This is a genomic window from Sphingobium sp. B10D7B (assembly GCF_025961955.1).
Classification (GTDB): Bacteria; Pseudomonadota; Alphaproteobacteria; order Sphingomonadales; family Sphingomonadaceae; genus Sphingobium.
This window is the reverse complement of sequence record NZ_JAOQOQ010000001.1, coordinates 2,050,923-2,067,327: the sequence shown is the minus strand read 5'-3', so window position 1 is coordinate 2,067,327 and position 16,405 is coordinate 2,050,923. Positions and strand designations below refer to the sequence as shown.

The following is a 16,405-nucleotide window of genomic DNA, read 5'->3' as shown; positions in this document are numbered from 1 at the left end:
GGCGCCGCCCGCCTAGCCTCAGTGCGTCCAGTCGAGCGCCAGGCTCTGGAAATGCCAGCGCAATTGCGCGGGCGTCGCGCCATCCACATCATTGACCCGCCGCAGCACGGCTTCGCCTTCCATGCGCACTGGTCGCCCATCGCGATCCTTGCCGGTGATCGTGACGGGCGCCGTGTAGTAGCTGGAGCCCGCCGCCCCCTCCATCGTGCCGTCCGGCATTGCGACCATGATATTGGAGAGGTCGGCAAAGAGCGCCGCGAACGCGCTCTTACTCCACTTTTCCTTGTCCGCTGGCGCGAGCAACGCCCAGGCCTGATCGAACGCGCGCTGCTCGATCGCGCGCGCGAAGGAGATCAGCACGTTGCGCGCGCCTTTCACGGTGCGTTCCGCTTCCGGTGTGAGCACCGGCGGGGTGAAGTCGGGCGCAGCGGCGCGGTTGCTAGCCGCACCTGCTTCGTCGGCGGCCGGAGGCTCGGTTGGACCTCCCGCGTTGATCGCTGCCGGGCTGCCCGCGTTGGAAGGATCGATGGTCTGATTTTCTCTCGGCGGCGCCCCGCCGCAGGCCGCGAGCGAGAAGGCGGGAATTAGGAGGATGAGTTTGGCGCTGTTCATGGCCAAAGAACCCGCAAGGCCAGCTGGCCGTTCCCGGCCTGGCGGTGCGGCGTTCTACCGCAGCAACGCTTCCCGCAGCACTTCCGCCGCCTCCCGGGGGCGGTCTTCCATGCCGACCAGATCATGGGCGCGGTGGACCAGATCGCGCAGATGATGAAGCTGCTCGGAATCATAATGCGTGTCGCCGCCGGCCTTGAGGGCGATGTCGATCAGCCGCCAGAGTTCGTCCAGCTCGCTCTCGCGGTAGATGCATTGTTCGGCGCCACTGCTGCGCTGTAGCCGGTCGGCCAGCGTCTGGATCGTCAGGTCCGAGAAGTTCTCCACCGGCAGAATATCGTCCAGGTCCACGCAGTATCTCCAGTTCAGTGCGGCGGCTGCTCCGCCTTATCGGGCCGGCGCGCATGCCGGCAACTTTTGGGTAGTGACTTTTCGGGCGAGCCACGATATTTATATCTTATTGTCTAACAATGTCAGGTGCGTCAAATGCTCTCTCACGAAGATAATGAGCTGCTTTGCAGGATCGGTCCCGGCACGCCGATGGGCGAGTTGATGCGCCGCTTCTGGATGCCGGCCCTGCTGACGCAGGAGTTGCAGGCAGACGGCAAGCCGGTGCGCATCAAGCTGCTCGGCGAAGAGCTGGTCGCCTTCATGGACAGCGAGGGGCGGATCGGCCTGCTGGACGAGCATTGCCCGCATCGCGGCAGCTCGCTCGCGCTGGGCGTGAACGGCGAGTGCGGCCTGCGCTGCCTGTTCCATGGCTGGAAGTTCGATGTGACCGGTCAGTGCGTGGACACGCCGGCCGAGCCGGAAAATTCCAAGCTGGCCAAGGCAATGCGGGTCAAGGCCTACCCCACGCGTGTCGCGGGCGGCATGGTATGGACCTATATGGGGCCGAAGGAGAAGGAGCCGGTCTTCCCGCACTTCCCCTGGTTCGATATGCCGCCGGGCAGCTGCGAGGCTTTCAAGGTCATCTACGAGTGCAATTACGCGCAGGCGCTGGAAGGCGCGGTCGACAGCTCGCACGCAGGCATCCTGCACCGCGACAGCGCCTGGGATCAGCCGGCGAAATGGCCGCACGAGAAGGATCTGCGGCCCAAGCTTGAGATCGAATATACTCGCTATGGCATGCGCTATTGCGCCGTCCGCAACGATGGCGAGCAGAAGCAGGGCCGCATGACGCAGGTGCCGCTGCCCTTCTACACCTTCATTCCGCCCGATGGTCCCAAGGCGCCGGAATTCCGCCGCAATCGCCGGCTGGTCAATGCCTTCGTGCCGCGTGACGACTACACGACCTGGCACATCCAGTTCTTCTACGATCCCGGCCAGACCATCGACCGCGAACACCGCATGGGCGAGGCGAACACGCCGCATGACGAACAGTTCTTCAAGACCAACGGCATGTCGGTCTGGTACAATCAGGATCGCGAGATGATGCGGACGCAGAACATGTCCGGCATCATCGGCGTGGCGCTGCAGGATCACGCCGTGAGCGAGACGATGGGCAAGATCGCCGACCGCTCGAAAGAGCATCTCGGGCGGTCGGACATGGCTGTCGTGGCGTTCCGGCGCATGATGCTGAAGGCGGCGCGGCGGCTGGCGGAGACCGGAGAGATGCCGGAAGCCGATCAGGGCCAGTTCGACTGGGGCCAGATCACGGCCGAGACGTTCAACTTCGAGCCGACGCAGAAGTGGCAGGACATCCAGCCGCTCGGCGATGATCTCCAGCCGGTTGGCGCAGCAGCCTGATGGCGCATTTTTTGGTCGAATATCGCGAGCTTGGCGCTGCCGAGCTTCGCGAGGCCAAGCGGCCCGAACACATTGCCTATCGCAAGGGGTTCGGCCCAGCCATGCCGCTGACCGGACCCCTGCTGGACGAGGATGAGCGCCCCATCGGCAGCGTCGTCATCATTGAGGCTGCGGATCTCGACGCCGCGCAGGCGGCGGCGCAGGCCGACCCTTATGTCGCGGCGGGCGTGCTGGAACTGGTCTCGGTCCGGCGGTTCCGGATCGCCGCGATGAAACCGCCTACGGCCTAGCCGGCGACAGGCCGATCAGCCGACGAAATCGTAGCGATAGGCGTCGCCATCACTGCGAACATGACCGACGGAATTGCCCCTGAAATGCGCGGGGCAGCATAATGTGTCGGTATCCGCCAACCGTGCGAGCAGCGACTGGCGCACCTGCGCGGCGGCGTCGCCATCGTCATCGAACATCAGCTGCAGGTCGGGCCGCAGGAGCTGGACAGGGTGGTGGATCACATCGCCCCAGAATGTCGCCGCCGCGCCGCCGCCCTGGGCGTGGACGAGGCAACTGCCCGGCGAGTGGCCATAGGCGGGCTCGAGCCACACGCCATCGCCAATCTCCTTGAACGCCGCGCGCGGATCGTCGGTATCGACGATGTCGGCCAGCCCGGCTTCCACCACCGGCAGAACCGAATCCTCATAGGCCTCGCGATGCGGGGGAATATCCTGCTGGGTGGACCAATGATCATAATCGCGCTTGCCGAAGATGTAGCGGGCATTGGGGAAGGTCGGCACCCAACGGCCATTCTCCAGCCGGGTGTTCCAGCCGACATGATCCATGTGGAGATGGGTGCAGAGCACCATGTGAATATCCTGCGGGCGCAGGCCGAGCTTCGCCAGATTCTCGAGATAGGGCGTGTCGAGCATGTGAATGTCCGGCACGCTGCGCGCCTTGCAATTGCCGTTGCAGCTATCGATCAGGATGTTCTGGCCATGGAGCTGGACGACGAAACTGTGCATGCTGAGCGTGACGAGGGAGGTCGCCGGGTCGGCGGTCAGGCTGTCATCGCGATACCATCGCGCAAGGCCGGCGAGATCATCCGCCGTCACCTGCGGAAAGATCATCGCCAGCGGCATGGCCGACTCCATTTCCATGACACGACTGATCGTCATCCGGCCCAGATTCTGCGGCGTCATGAGAAATCCTAATACATGATTGCCTAGCAATTCATGCGCGTTACAAGGGCGCTGTCAACTCGAATCGGCGCAATTCGGGTGGGGTCGCGGAGCGGGAGAAGATGTTATGTTCAAGCCAATGGTGGTTTCTGCCCGGATGCTGCTCGGCATCTTCAGCCTGCTGAGCGGTCTCAACTGGTTCTTCGGCTTCATGCCGCTGCCGAGCATCTACATGCCGCTTGATGCCCCAATGAAACATGTGGTCATCACCGAGATGATCCGCACCGGCTGGATGTTCCAGATGGCCAAGGTGGTCGAAATCCTGCTGGGCTTGTCGCTGGTCTTCAACCGGGGCGTCCCGCTGATGCTCGTGGTCGCCTTTCCGGTGATTTTCGGCACCTTCATGCTCGATGCGCTGATCCTCGATGATATCTGGGGCTGGATACAGGGCACGGTGACCAATGCGCAGGTGCTCGCCGCCATTGGCGACATGATCATCGGCGGCCTGTGCGTGCTGCTGATCCATCTGTGGCTGATCTGGTGCTACCTTGACTATTATCGTCCCATGCTTGCCTGGAAAGCGACGCCGAAGGAGGCCGGGCTATGACCGTGCAGACCACATCGCCTCGCGAGGCCCGCTCTAAGAGCTGGCGCTGGCTGCGGATCGCCTTCTATGCGTTCGGCTGGTTCGCCATCGCGCTGCAGGCCTATAATTTCTATCTGTTTGTCGGCCTGATCGGGAAATAGCCTGGCCGTCAGGGCCGGGCGGGCTCGCTCGCCAGATCCGCCGATAGCTCCTCCAGCGAGCGGCCGCGCGTCTCGACCATCATGAACAGGGTGAAGAGCAGCTGCAGCACCATCATGAAGGCGAAGAAGCCGAAGATCCACGCGGGCGCGACGCTGGCGAGCACGGCGGGCATGATCAGGGTGAGGGCGGCGGCGAGCACCCAATGCGTGCCGGTGCCGAGCGCCTGACCCGTCGCACGGGCATTGTTCGGGAAGATCTCCGAGATGTAGACCCAGATGATCGCGCCCTGGCCGATGGCATGGGCAGCGATGAAGAGGAAGATGAAGACCGGCACCAGCGTATAATGCGCGCTGGCAAAGCCATAAGCGACCATGGCCAGCGAGACGATGTAGCCGACCGATCCGATCAGCATCAGCTTCCGGCGCCCGGCACTGTCGATCAGCGCCATGCCGACGAGCGTGAAGACCAGATTGACCACGCCGACGCCCACTGTCGCGTACAGGGTGGCGCTCGCCTCCGCGCCGGTAAGGCCGAAGATGCGGGGAGCATAATAGATGATCGCGTTGATGCCGGAGAGCTGGTTGAAGAAGGCGACCAGGAAGGCGAGCATGATCGGCCGGCGCAGATGCCCGTTGAAGAAGCGGCGGAGCGTCATCCGGCTTTCGCCGGCAGGGTCGGCCGTGGCGCGGATCGCCTCGATATCGCCGCCGGCCATCGCCAGCACGCGCCGCGCCTCAGCTTCATTGCCCTTGTGGAGCAGCAGCCAGCGCGGACTCTCCGGCAGCACGACGGTGGCGAGCAGGAAGAGCGCAGCGGGAATGGCCGGGATGGCGAGCATGATCCGCCAGTCCGCCGGGTGTGCGCCGCTGATCAGCGCGTTGGAGACATAGGCGATGAGAATGCCCAGCACGATCATGGTCTGGAACAGGATACCGAGCCTGCCGCGCCAGGCCGGCGGGGCAATCTCCGAAATATAGGCGGGCGCGGCGATCGAGGAAGCGCCGATGGCGAGGCCGCCGATAATGCGGAAGGCCATGAACGACCACGGGTCCCACGCCAGTGCCGATCCGATGGCGGAGACCAGATAGAGGATGCCGATCCAGATCAGCGTCGGCTTGCGGCCATAGCGATCGCTGGGGATCGCGCCGAACAGGGCGCCGACCACCGTGCCCCACAGGGCAGAGGATATGGCGAGCCCGTGCATCGCGCTGCCCATCGACCAAGTGCGCTGAATGGCCATTTCCGCGCCTGAAATCACTGCGGTATCGAAACCGAACAGCAGGCCGGCCAACGCCGCCGTGAAAGCCCAGAGCGAAATCGAGCGATTGGGCATACGGCGTCTCCTGTCCGGTCAGCGGTCGGTCAATTTATCCAGAAGAACGCTGGTACCGATCTCGCTTTGTTATACGATCATGAATAAAGATGATTCGCAATGGATTGCAAGATGAGGATTGAGGAGCGCCATGATGCCCCCATTTCTAAGGCCTGACGCCAAGCTAGCTGCGCGGTTTTCCGGGGGCAAGGCGCTTTTCGCGCTCGGTGCTCTGGGCCTGCTGCTGGCCGGGTGCAACGGGGCCGCGTCGGATGCGCAGAACAATGCCGCGGCGGCGAGTGCGAGCACGGTACAGACCGGCGATCTCAAGCTCACCTACGCCATGCCACAGGCCAAGGGCGAGGAGATCGCCTACCGGGTCTTTCTGCCGTCAAACTGGCGGGCAGACCGGCAATGGCCGATGGTGCTCATTCTGCATGGCTATGGCAGCACGGCTGATGGCCCCTTTGACGATGCCGGGGGGGCGCTTCAGCGGGAGGCGGAAAAGCATGGCTTCGTGGTGGTCTCGCCCAATGGCTATAATGGCATGGCCGATTATGGCGCCAATCTCCCGCTCCCCTCGGCGCTGCCCGACATGGGGAAGAAAGCGACGATGACGCCGGAGCAGCAATCCGCGCTGGCTGAGGCGGATGTGCGCAACGTGCTGGCCAAGACCATGGCGGATTACAATATCGATCCGCGCCGTGTGTATCTGATGGGCAATTCCATGGGCATGACCGGCGTGCTGCATTTCGCGCAGACCGATCCGCAGCGTTGGTGCGCCATCTCGGCGAGCGGCGGGCCGCCCTGGCCGGATTATCCGGTCGAGCAGTTGAAGCCCATTTCCAGCGTGCTGCTGGTGCATGGCGGCAAGGATGATCGCGCGAACGCATCCGACACGCAGACACTGACGGAGCGCCTGAAAGCTGCCGGCATCGACGCGCGGATGGAATTGATCCCCGAGGGCACGCATGGCGATGCCTGGGTGCGCTATTTGCCGCAGACGCTCGACTTCTTCGCCACCCATGATTGCGCGAGCGGGGGCCGCGCCAATGGTTGATCGCATGAGGAAGATCGCCGGGAGAGGTCGCGTGCTGGCAGCCCTGATGATGGCCGGCACGCTTGTTGCGGCGCCCGCCTTCGCCCAGCCGCAAGGCACCGCGACGGAGGCGCCCCGCGCCGAGACGGCACAAGGCACCGTCATCGGTACGCGCGATGATGACGTGCTTGTCTTCAAGGGCGTGCCCTATGCCGCCGCGCCGACCGGCGATCTGCGCTGGCGGCCGCCTGCAGCGCCGGCGGGCTGGACCCGGCCCCGGCAGGCGACAACCTTTGCGCCAGCCTGCCCCGGTGGGCTGCCGGCGCGCAAGGATACGTCCGAGGATTGCCTCTATCTCAACGTCTGGACGCCGCAGATGGGCGCGCAGGCCAAGCGCCCCGTGATGGTGTGGATCTATGGCGGCGGCTTTCGCGGTGGATCGACTGCGCTACCGATCTTCGACGGGCGCGCGCTGGCGCAGCAGGGCGTGGTGCTGGTGAGCTTCGGCTATCGGGTGGGGGCGCTCGGCTTCCTCGCCACGCCGGAGCTGAGCGCTGAATCGCCCCATGGGGCCTCGGGCAATTACGGGGTTCTCGATGCCGTTGCCGCGCTGCGCTGGGTGCAGGAGAATATCGCCGCCTTCGGGGGCGATCCGCAGAATGTGACGGTGTTTGGCCAGTCCTCCGGCTCCGAGACAGTGAACATCCTCACCGCCTCGCCGCTCGCCAAGGGACTGTTCGCCAAGGCCATCGGCGAATCCGGCTCGTCCTTCGGCGTGCGGGCGGCCTTGCCGCTGCGGAAGGTCGAGGCCTTGGGCAAGGCTTTCATGGCTGAGCGCGGCGTGACCAGCCTCGCCGCCTTGCGCAAGCTGCCCACGGACAAGCTGCTGATCCCGGACGATCAGAAATATGAGCCAAATGTCGACGGCTGGCTGCTGCCGCGCAGCGTGCGCGAGATTTATCTGGCCGGGGCGCAGAATGATGTGCCGATGATTATCGGTGGCACTACGCAGGAATTCGGGCGCCCGCCCGAGATCAGCCGGGAGGCGCTGAATGCGGGCCTGCAGGCCGAATATGGTCCGCTGGCACCGGCCATCGCCACCGCCATCGGTGCCGACGGGGAGGCCGATCCCACCGACGCGCGCTGGCGCCTGACCAATGTCGAATGGGGCAATTTTACCGCTTCGATGTGGTCCGGCCTGCAGACCAAGACCGGCCGGGCGCCTGTCTATCGCTATGTCTTTGATTATGCGCCGCCCCAACCGGCCGGGCGCCCCCGCACGGCGCATCATGGCGCGGAGCTGGCCTATATCTTCGGCAATTATCAGCCCGCCGGGCGGCCGCTCGATGCCGAGGAGCAGATGATCCATCGGCTGCTGAGCGGCTATTGGCTGAACTTCGCGCGCACTGGCAATCCCAATGGCGCCGGTCTGCCGCAATGGCCCGTTCATGGTGTGCCCGCCCATGTCGCGCTGCGCTTCGGCGCGGAGGGCGCAGCGCCGATCGGCGAGCGCGAGCCGGTGCTGCTCGACCTTATCGACCGGCATTATCACGGCGAGAGCAGGAAAGCGGATCAAACCATAAAGCCGCGCTGAAGGCGAAGGTATCGGAGAGGGGGAGGGCTTATGCGGATAAGTTGGATCAACCGGCTGGCACGACTCGCCGCGGGTGTCATGCTCGCTTGTGCCAGCAGCGCGTCGCTTCAGTCGCAACCGGCGAAATCCCCGATGCCGCCGGTTCATTTCACGCCGCTGCCCGAGCGGCCGGTCGTGATGCCGGTCATGGGCTGCGACGCCTTGCCCGCCGAGGATCTGCTGACCATCGAGGGCGCGCCGACGCGGATCAGCAGCGCAACGCTGGAGACGCGCGACAATGGCGTGGCCTTCTGCCGGATCAAGGGCATGATCGCGCCGCAGATTCAGTTCGAGCTGCACCTGCCTATGGAAACCTACACCGGTCGCTACCTGCAGGGTGGCTGTGGCGGGGCCTGCGGCGTGATCTATCAGACGGTGTCGCCCTCCTGCGATAATCAGACGGCGTTCAACGGCGCATTTGCCGTGAGCTTCAACAATAGCGGCCATGTCGGGCCGGACGCGCGTGATACGCTCTGGGCCGCCCATGCCCCGCAATTGCGGGCGGATTTTGCTTATCGTGCGGCGCATGTGACGGCGCGTGTCGCCAAGGAGATCCTCGCCCGCTTCTACGGACGCAAGCCGGCCTATTCCTACTTCTTGGGCTGCTCCAATGGCGGGCGCGAGGCCATGATGGAAGCGCAGCGCTATCCCGATGATTTTGACGGCATCATCGCAGGCGCGCCCGCTCTGTGGATCACGCCGGGCGTCGTCCGCATCATTCATGAGTCTCAGGTGGCTAGGGGCGCGGATGGCCAGCCCATTCTGACGCCGCAATCTACCCAATTGCTTCATCGGGCAGTGATGGCGGCGTGCGATGGCCTTGATGGCCTCAAGGATGGCCAGATCGACAATCCCCGTCGCTGCCGGTTCGATCCGCGCACGCTCGTCTGCAAGCCGGGGCAGCGGGCCGATTGCGTGACGGCGCAGCAGGCCGAGACCATGCACCGGCTTTACGAAGGGCCGAGGGATGCACAGGGCCAGCCCTTGTTCTTCGGCGGCGAGCCTTACGGCTCCGAATTGCTGTGGACCGGGCCGGGCAGCTTCGTGGCTGACGGCTATCAACTGGCGGCGAACCAGATCAAGTTCATGATCTACAATGGCGAGGCCCATCAGGATTTCGACTGGCGCACATGGAAGCCCGATGCGGCGGCCCTGGCCGATCTGATCGACAAGGGCGGCTATTATAATGCCAGCAATCCCGATCTCGCCGCATTCAAGGCGCGCGGCGGCAAGCTGATCATGTGGCAGGGCGAGGCGGACAATGCCGCAGGATCATGGCTGCTGCCGGACTATTATCAGCGCGTCCGGGACGCGATGGGCGGCTTTGCCGGGACCGATCCGTTCATGCGGGTCTACATGTTCCCCGGCGTCTATCACTGCGCTGGCGGCTATATCGGCTATCAGCACGACCTGCTCGGGCCGATGGTCAATTGGGTAGAGCGGGGCGCGGCGCCCGGTGCGGTGGAAGGCGCTGCCATTCTGGCGGATGGCACGATCCGCCGCCGTCCGACCTATCCGTTCCCGGTGCAGGCACGCTATACGGGCCGGGGAGACATCAACGCCGCCAGCAGCTTTGCGCCGGTGCCCATCGCCAAGGATCATGACGACCGGTTCGATTGGGTGGGCGCCGGCATGGAGGCTGGTCCGCCGCCGGCTCCTTACTGACATGCGGCGCAGAGGGGAGACCGCTGCGCCGCATTCCACCCGCTACTTGCCGAGCTTCTTGTCGAAGAAGTTGACGATAACCTTGTAGGCATCCTGCGATTCCGGGATGACCGGATTGTAGAAGAAGCCGTGGAACAGACCGTCCCACACATGCAGATCGGCATCGGCGCCGGCCTTCACCATCTGGCCATGTGAGTAGACTGCGGAACTGAGCTCAAAGGCCCGCGTGCCGGTGATGAACAGCGTCGGCGGGAATTTGGCCAGCAGTTCGAGCGAGTTGGCCGGTGCGGCCAGCGGGTCCTTGATGTCGACCTTCTCGAGATATTGGAGCGGCGGCAGACCCTTGCCGAGCGGCGGCGGCGGTTCCGCCGGCGGGTTCGCCTCGCCGATGGCGGCGGTGGTATAATGCGCGTCGCCGCCGAAGCCGGGGCCTTTCTCCAGCGTCATGCCGGCACAGAAAATGCCGATGGCGCCGGGCATGGGGAGTTTCTCCTTATCGAACCAGGCCATCGCCATGCCAACGAGCATGCCACCCGCCGAGCAGCCATAGATGCCGATATCAGCCGGCTTGTAGCTTTTGAGCAGTTCGCGATAGACGCTGGCGACATCTTCGCTGGCAGCCGGGAAGCGATATTGCGGTGCTTGGCGATAATCGATGGTGATGACCTTATAGCCACCGAGCGACGCGATCGGCATCGATTCCAACTCGGCGCAACCGGGGTAGCAGCCGCCGAAGCCGCCGCCATGCAGGTTGAGCAGGACGCGCTTCTGGTTCTGCGGCTTAACCCCTTGCGTAGGCGTGTAAGTGATGGTGGGCACGCCTGCGATGGTCGTTTCCTGCCGGACCAGCGGGAACATCGCCTTGGCCGAGGCCATATAGGGCTTCATGAAGAAGGGGACGCCATTTTCCGGCAGCGTCTTGGATTCCCGGTCCTGCATGTCGTGCAGATGCTCGGCCAGATAGGCCTTGGCTTCATCGGTCAGGAAGCTGGAAACCGGCACGCTCATCGCGGGCACATGCACTGTGCCGTCGGCGTCGATCTTCACTGGATTGCTGTCCGGCTTGTCAGCCGTTTGGGCCGGTGCGGCGGCCGGCAAAGCCAGCGCGACGACCGATGCGCCCGTAACCGCCACCAGTCGCGACCACAGGCTGTGCGCAGGGCGCTTGGCGAATGATTCTCCCATATAAACCTCTCATTTAGTCTGGTTTTTTGTGCCGCATCGCAAATTGGCATGTGGAATTGTTAGACTCACATGAATACAATCGATTGTAAAGAGGCCGTCCAAATCGGTCTTTTTGCTGGTCGAGGGAGAGTGGATATGGTCGGTTTGGCGCAGGGTAAGGGCGGGGTGCGGGCGCTTGCTGGCTTAGGAGCAGTGGCACTGGTGGCGGGTTGTCATCCTGCCGGGGCACGACCGGAGGCGCAGAGGCCGATGGTCCAACAACTCAGCACCGGCGGCGCGGCCTTTTCCGCCTCAGTGCCGGAAATCGCAGTCTACCCCGCCAACCCGCAGCGTATCGCGGTCATCTGGCGGGATCTAGCCATGACAAGGCCCGGCGAACCTGCCGGCGAGCGGGGCATGCAGTGCCACCTTTCGCTGTCCAAGGACGGTGGGCGCAGCTTCGACACCCAGCCGCTGGTCTGGGCCATGGCCGACCCGCCCGTGTGCAACTCGCCTTATGTGGACATTGGTCCGCAGGGCGAGCTGCTGATCGGCGCGACGCTGGCGGGCGTGCTGCCACAGAACGCGCCGGAGGGCGAGCATGCGTCAGGGCGGGTGGTGATGCGCCTTTCGACCGACTGGGGCCGCAGCTGGTCCCCGATCCACAGCGGCATCGCGACCGGGGATGAGGCGCGGTTCGAGGCCAATACCACGGTCCCGGCCGAAGCGACGCATGTGCCATGGGACGGCGGGCGCGGCGTGATCGACGCGGTGAGCGGGGATATCATCCTCTCCGGCGGCTATCCGGCCCCGCCGGGCGAGGCGCTGCGCTCGCAGCGCTTCTACACCGTCTCGAAGGATCGCGGCAAAAGCTGGGGAGCGATCCGCGCCTTTGGTGCGCCCGGCTGGCCGCAGCGCTGGGACGGGTATTATGTCGTCGCCCACGGCACCCTCGCGTTCAGCTATCTGGCGGAAGCTGTGCCGGTCGGTGGCGTCAGATGCCTGTGCGTGGTCTTCGCCACCAGCGCGGATGGCGGAGCGACGGTGCAGCGGCACCTCGTGACACAGGTCGAGTATTTCGACCGGCTGGTCCATTATCCGCCGATCGCCGCGCATCCGGCCCATGTGGGGCAATATGCGCTGGCGCTGGCGTCCGACAAGGCGGGGACGCCAGCGGTGCGCATCACGCGGGATGGCGGCGCCCACTGGCAGGCATTGGATGGCCCGGCCGCGCCTGAAGGCGTGGTGCGGTCGTCGCGGCCGGCGCTGGCCTATACGCCCAATGGGGTGCTGGGGCTGCTCTGGCGCGGCTATCATGCCGATGGCAGCTATGACCTCTATATCGCGGCCTCTGCCGATGGTGAGCGCTTCGGACCGGTGCAGCGCGTCTCGCCCGCCTCATCCCGCGTGCCGGACGCGCTGGTGAAGGACTATTCCGCAGGCGGGGACTTCATCAGCAGTCTAGGCGCCGGGAGGGACGCGTTTCACGCCGCCTGGACAGGCTGGCCAGCAGGCGCGGCAGGGCAGGTGATATATGCGCGCGTTCCGCTGGCACCGCTGCTGGGCGACCTACCGCCGCCGAACAAATAAGATCGTTAGTCAAAACTAAATTCAAAATGTTGACACGATGCGGGGGATGGCCCTAGCATGACCATCAGCGCTCAAGGCGTGAGGGGCACTAAGTGCCTCCCGCCTGATCCTGCGCTGGAGGGGATGCATCGATGGGGCACCAGGCAAAGATCGTCGCAGCGATACTGATCTGTATCGCGGGCTTCTCGTTCAATCTGCTGAGCTTTGATTCCTTCATCTTCTTCGGCCTGCCGATGGTGGCCGGTGTTGCGGTGGCCTGGGCGAACACGCGCCGCCATGCCGACTGGCGGACGATTGACCAGGCGACCGATGTGATGCGCATCTACTTTGGCGGGCATCTGCTCTGGTCGTGCCTGCGCTTCTGGTTCACGGACATGCAACCCTCCGGTGCGCCCATGCATCCGATTGCCGGGCCATTTCTTGCCTCGCTCTTCGCGACTGGCATTTTCCCGGCGGTCAAGGTGCTGGAGGGCATTGTCGGCGTAATGCTGCTCAGCAACCGTTTCGTTCCGCTGGCCCTCGTGCTGGAAGTGCCGACGAGCATGACGGTGTTCTATCTCAACACCTTCATCACCGCGCGGCTCAGCGGCCTGCTCACCGGGCCGACCGAACTGGGCGTAAACGTGCTGCTGATGCTCGCCTATTTCCAGCATTACCGCCCGATGCTGCGCGTAAAGCCGCGCGCTGCGCCGCCTTGGGAACGCGACGATCGCCTTGACGACAAGGCTCAATATAGTTATACAAAATCAAATAACATTTAATATACCGATGAATTCGGCGGTCTGGCGAGGTGCCAGTCGCTCAGGCATCCCGGCCATGATCGGGAGCAAGGGGAGGGAGATGAGATGAAGGCACGGAATTTTTCTGTCCGCGAACGGACGGGTCTGAAACTGGCGGTCTCCGCTTCGGCTCTGGTGTTGGCGGCGCTCGGCGCAGCGCCCGCCATGGCGCAGCAGGATGCATCGCCCCAGCAGGGCAGCTCTACGGATGCCGCGGATGCCGCGATTATCGTGACCGGCACGCGCATCAAGGGCGTCGCGCCGGTCGGTTCGCCGGTCATCCCCGTCGGTCGCGAGGAGATCGAGAAGCTCGGCGTCAGCACCACCAACGATGCCCTGCGCAAGCTCCCCCAGATCGTCAACTTCGGCGGCAATAACGAGCAGCAGGGCGGATCGATCATCCAGAACACCTCGCTCAACTCCTTCGCCGCCAAGTCGATCAACCTGCGCGGTCTGGGCACGGCCTCGACGCTCAGCCTGGTGAACGGCCACCGTGTCGCCCCGCAGGGCGCCAATGGCCAGCTCTTCGATGCCGATAACATCCCCGCCATCGCGCTGGAGCGCATCGAAGTGGTCGCGGACGGCGGCTCGGCCATTTACGGGTCGGATGCGGTCGGCGGTGTCGTCAACTTCATCATGCGCCGGCCCGACAATGTGTTCGAGGTGCAGGCCCGCGCCGGTTTTGCCGACTCCGTCGAGGAGTATATCGGCTCGGTGGCCTTCGGGCGGCGCTGGTCCAGCGGCGGCTTCTTCCTCGCCTACGAGTATCAGAACCGCACCGCGCTGGAAGCTGCGGACCGGCCGAACCTGTATAACAGCGACCTCTCGCCTTATGGCGGCGCGCCGAACCCGGTGCTCACCAATCCGGGCAACGTTCAGTTCGGGTCGAGCTTCTATGGTATTCCCGCCGGGCAGAATGGCACGAACGTGACGCTGGGCAAGCTGACGGCGACGCCCAATCGCGAGAATGCATGGATCGGCGCCGACGCTATTCCGTCCGGGGAGCGCCACACGGTGGTGGGCACCTTCCGTCAGGACTTCGATGATAACGTGACGTTCGTGGCCGATGGCCTGTTCTCGCGGCGTGAACTGACCAACCGCGGCATCGCCTCGACAGCGACGCTCTCGGTGCCGAGCACCAACCCGTTCAGCCCGTGCGCGGCCGGCAAGGTGGACGATAGTGCCACGCTCAATTGCCCGGCCAACGGGACGCTGAGCGTGCCCTACAGCTTCCTTGAGGACCTGGGGCCGCAAACGATCACAGGCTATGAGCAGATATGGTCGCTTTCGGGCGGGTTGGAAATGAAGCTGAGCAACAGCTGGAACGCCAACGTCACCGCTTATTACAGCGAGAACAAAGGCTACAGCCTGGCGACCAACCAGCTCAATACCAACGGCCTCAACCGGGCGCTCGGCGCTACCGTCGCCGGCACCACCAAGCCGGCGAGCGTGCCGTTCTTCAACCCGTTCTGCGACGGGCAGCAGTTCGATTGTAATTCCGAGGCGACTCTCGCGCTCTTCCGCGCGCAGACCGAACTTGAAGTGTTTAATCGCAGCTATGGCGGCTCGGCCAATATCGGCGGCTCACTCTTCCGCCTGCCGGGCGGTGACGTGCGCGTCTCGGTCGGTGGCGAGATCCGCTTCGACTATCTGTTCGGCAACGGTCAGCTCTCCAACACGCGCACTGCGAATGTCGATACCTTTGCGGGTGTGCCGACCTCTAACGAGCGCGACGTGCGTTCGGTCTACGCAGAAGCCTATGTGCCGCTGTTCGGTCCGGATAATGCCCGGCCGGGTCTTGAGAAGCTCGAGTTCAACGCCGCCGTCCGCTACGATCGCTATAGCGACGTTGGCTCGACGACCAATCCGCGCTTTGGTGTGACGTACGCCCCGGCATCCGGCATCCAGTTCCGCGGCAGCTATGGCACGTCGTTCCGCGCGCCCTCGCTGGTCGACGTCAACAAATATGCCACCGCCGGCTTCCTGCCGCGCACCGGCAGCGGCTCGGCCGTGGGTCTGTCGCCCGCTGCGGGCTCGTTCCAATATGTCTATCCGATTGGCGGCAATCCGGACCTGAAGCCGGAGACGGCCACGACCTGGTCGCTGGGCATGGACCTGACGCCGGAGCTGGCCAAGGGCTTCAACTTCAGCCTGACCTACTATAATATCGTCTACAAGGATAAGGTGGATACCGCTGCCTACAACGCCCCCATCGGCGCAGTGCTGAACTCGGGCGCCTATGACGATTTCATCGTGTTCAACCCGGTCTACTTCCCGAACAAGACCAACCAGACGCTGGCCCAGTATGTCGCGTACTGGAACCAGATCACGGCCGATCCGCAATTGCCGGTGCTGGGCCTGGTCGACCCGACGACGGTCATCGCCATTGTCGACGCGCGCCGCAATAACAGCGGCGTGGTGGAGACGGACGGCTTCGACGTCTCGCTCGACTATACACTCTATGGCAATGGCATCGATTTCCGCTTCGGCGCGCGGGCCAATTATGTCCTCCACTACAAGACCTCGCCGGTTCCCGGCGTTGCGCTCAAGGATGAGGTGAACCACTTCGGCTATCCGGCGCGCTTCACCGGCAAGGTTGAAGCGGGCGTGGACATCGGCGGCTTCTCCGGCACCGTGTTCCTCAACTATGTGAATTCGCGCACGATCACGCGCGACTTCCTGCCGGCAGCCGTGCCCGATCAGTATCAGAACATCGATCCGATCACGACGGTGGACCTCAGCCTGCGCTACAATTTCGGCGAAACCGGATCGATGATCACCAATGGTCTGGCGGCGTCGCTGAACGTGCTCAACGTGTTCGATGCCGATCCGCCGCTGGTGGTGAATGCGGGTGGCGCCACGCCGATCCGGTTCGACTCCAGCTATTCCAGCTCGATGGGCCGGTACATCTCGTTCCAGCTCTCGAAGAAGTTCTAACGGCTGAG

At 64.1% G+C, this 16,405-nt stretch carries 15 protein-coding genes; 10 read left to right on the top strand and 5 right to left on the bottom strand.

Annotation, left to right across the window (positions count from 1 at the left end; genetic code table 11):
* Positions 1-18 precede the first annotated feature (18 nt).
* Entirely contained in the window at positions 19-612 is a 594-nt protein-coding gene (locus M2331_RS09835; RefSeq protein ID WP_181560120.1) for a hypothetical protein, read from the bottom strand.
* A 54-nt stretch (positions 613-666) separates the two neighbouring features.
* Positions 667-960, bottom strand: coding sequence for a hypothetical protein (locus M2331_RS09830; protein WP_181560119.1), 294 nt, complete (start codon positions 958-960; stop codon positions 667-669).
* A 135-nt stretch (positions 961-1,095) separates the two neighbouring features.
* On the opposite strand from M2331_RS09830, the gene M2331_RS09825 reads away from it, so the two are divergent.
* On the top strand, positions 1,096-2,358 hold the full coding sequence (locus M2331_RS09825; protein ID WP_181560118.1) for a Rieske 2Fe-2S domain-containing protein: 1,263 nt from the start codon (positions 1,096-1,098) through the stop codon (positions 2,356-2,358).
* Positions 2,358-2,648 carry a YciI family protein gene (locus M2331_RS09820; protein WP_181560117.1) on the top strand — a complete coding sequence of 97 codons (291 nt, stop codon included), beginning with the start codon at positions 2,358-2,360 and terminating at the stop codon, positions 2,646-2,648. Before M2331_RS09825 ends, M2331_RS09820 begins: the two co-directional genes overlap by 1 nt.
* Positions 2,649-2,663: 15 nt before the next feature.
* On the opposite strand, the gene M2331_RS09815 is transcribed toward M2331_RS09820, so the two are convergent.
* On the bottom strand, positions 2,664-3,551 hold the full coding sequence (locus M2331_RS09815; protein ID WP_181560116.1) for an MBL fold metallo-hydrolase: 888 nt from the start codon (positions 3,549-3,551) through the stop codon (positions 2,664-2,666).
* 106 nt (positions 3,552-3,657) lie between these two features.
* On the opposite strand from M2331_RS09815, the gene M2331_RS09810 reads away from it, so the two are divergent.
* Together M2331_RS09810 and M2331_RS09805 are read left to right on the top strand one after the other, a co-directional pair.
* Positions 3,658-4,137 (top strand): hypothetical protein, encoded by a 480-nt coding sequence (locus M2331_RS09810; RefSeq protein ID WP_181560115.1) that lies wholly within the window; start codon positions 3,658-3,660, stop codon positions 4,135-4,137.
* Positions 4,134-4,277: a hypothetical protein gene (locus M2331_RS09805; protein ID WP_181560114.1), complete on the top strand. Its 144-nt coding sequence runs from the start codon at positions 4,134-4,136 to the stop codon at positions 4,275-4,277. The genes M2331_RS09810 and M2331_RS09805 overlap by 4 nt, the downstream gene beginning before the upstream one ends.
* Positions 4,278-4,285: 8 nt before the next feature.
* Here M2331_RS09805 and M2331_RS09800 read toward each other — a convergent pair whose 3' ends face one another.
* Positions 4,286-5,611 carry a sugar porter family MFS transporter gene (locus M2331_RS09800; protein ID WP_181560113.1) on the bottom strand — a complete coding sequence of 442 codons (1,326 nt, stop codon included), beginning with the start codon at positions 5,609-5,611 and terminating at the stop codon, positions 4,286-4,288.
* A 130-nt stretch (positions 5,612-5,741) separates the two neighbouring features.
* Between M2331_RS09800 and M2331_RS09795 the strand changes: the two genes are divergently transcribed.
* The 3 genes from M2331_RS09795 to M2331_RS09785 all read left to right on the top strand — a co-directional run bounded on the left by M2331_RS09795 (position 5,742) and on the right by M2331_RS09785 (position 9,927).
* The gene (locus M2331_RS09795) at positions 5,742-6,650 is read left to right on the top strand and encodes a dienelactone hydrolase family protein (protein ID WP_181560112.1); all 909 of its coding nucleotides are present in this window, start codon (positions 5,742-5,744) and stop codon (positions 6,648-6,650) included.
* A gap of 4 nt (positions 6,651-6,654) precedes the next feature.
* Positions 6,655-8,223 (top strand): carboxylesterase/lipase family protein, encoded by a 1,569-nt coding sequence (locus tag M2331_RS09790; protein WP_184117259.1) that lies wholly within the window; start codon positions 6,655-6,657, stop codon positions 8,221-8,223.
* A 132-nt stretch (positions 8,224-8,355) separates the two neighbouring features.
* Complete coding sequence (locus tag M2331_RS09785) at positions 8,356-9,927, top strand: tannase/feruloyl esterase family alpha/beta hydrolase (protein WP_181560110.1); 1,572 nt, start codon at positions 8,356-8,358, stop codon at positions 9,925-9,927.
* 42 nt (positions 9,928-9,969) lie between these two features.
* Here the strand turns inward: M2331_RS09785 and M2331_RS09780 are convergent, their stop codons facing one another.
* A complete protein-coding gene (locus M2331_RS09780; protein ID WP_181560109.1) occupies positions 9,970-11,112 on the bottom strand; it encodes an alpha/beta hydrolase in 1,143 nt (380 codons plus the stop codon).
* Positions 11,113-11,361: 249 nt separating this feature from the next.
* On the opposite strand from M2331_RS09780, the gene M2331_RS09775 reads away from it, so the two are divergent.
* The 3 genes from M2331_RS09775 (at position 11,362) to M2331_RS09765 (ending at position 16,397) form a co-directional block, all read left to right on the top strand.
* Positions 11,362-12,681, top strand: a complete 1,320-nt coding sequence (locus M2331_RS09775) for a sialidase family protein (protein WP_181560108.1) — start codon at positions 11,362-11,364, stop codon at positions 12,679-12,681.
* A 131-nt stretch (positions 12,682-12,812) separates the two neighbouring features.
* A complete protein-coding gene (locus M2331_RS09770; RefSeq protein ID WP_181560107.1) occupies positions 12,813-13,442 on the top strand; it encodes a hypothetical protein in 630 nt (209 codons plus the stop codon).
* Positions 13,443-13,526: 84 nt separating this feature from the next.
* Complete coding sequence (locus M2331_RS09765; RefSeq protein ID WP_181560106.1) at positions 13,527-16,397, top strand: TonB-dependent receptor domain-containing protein; 2,871 nt, start codon at positions 13,527-13,529, stop codon at positions 16,395-16,397.
* Positions 16,398-16,405: the final 8 nt, after the last annotated feature.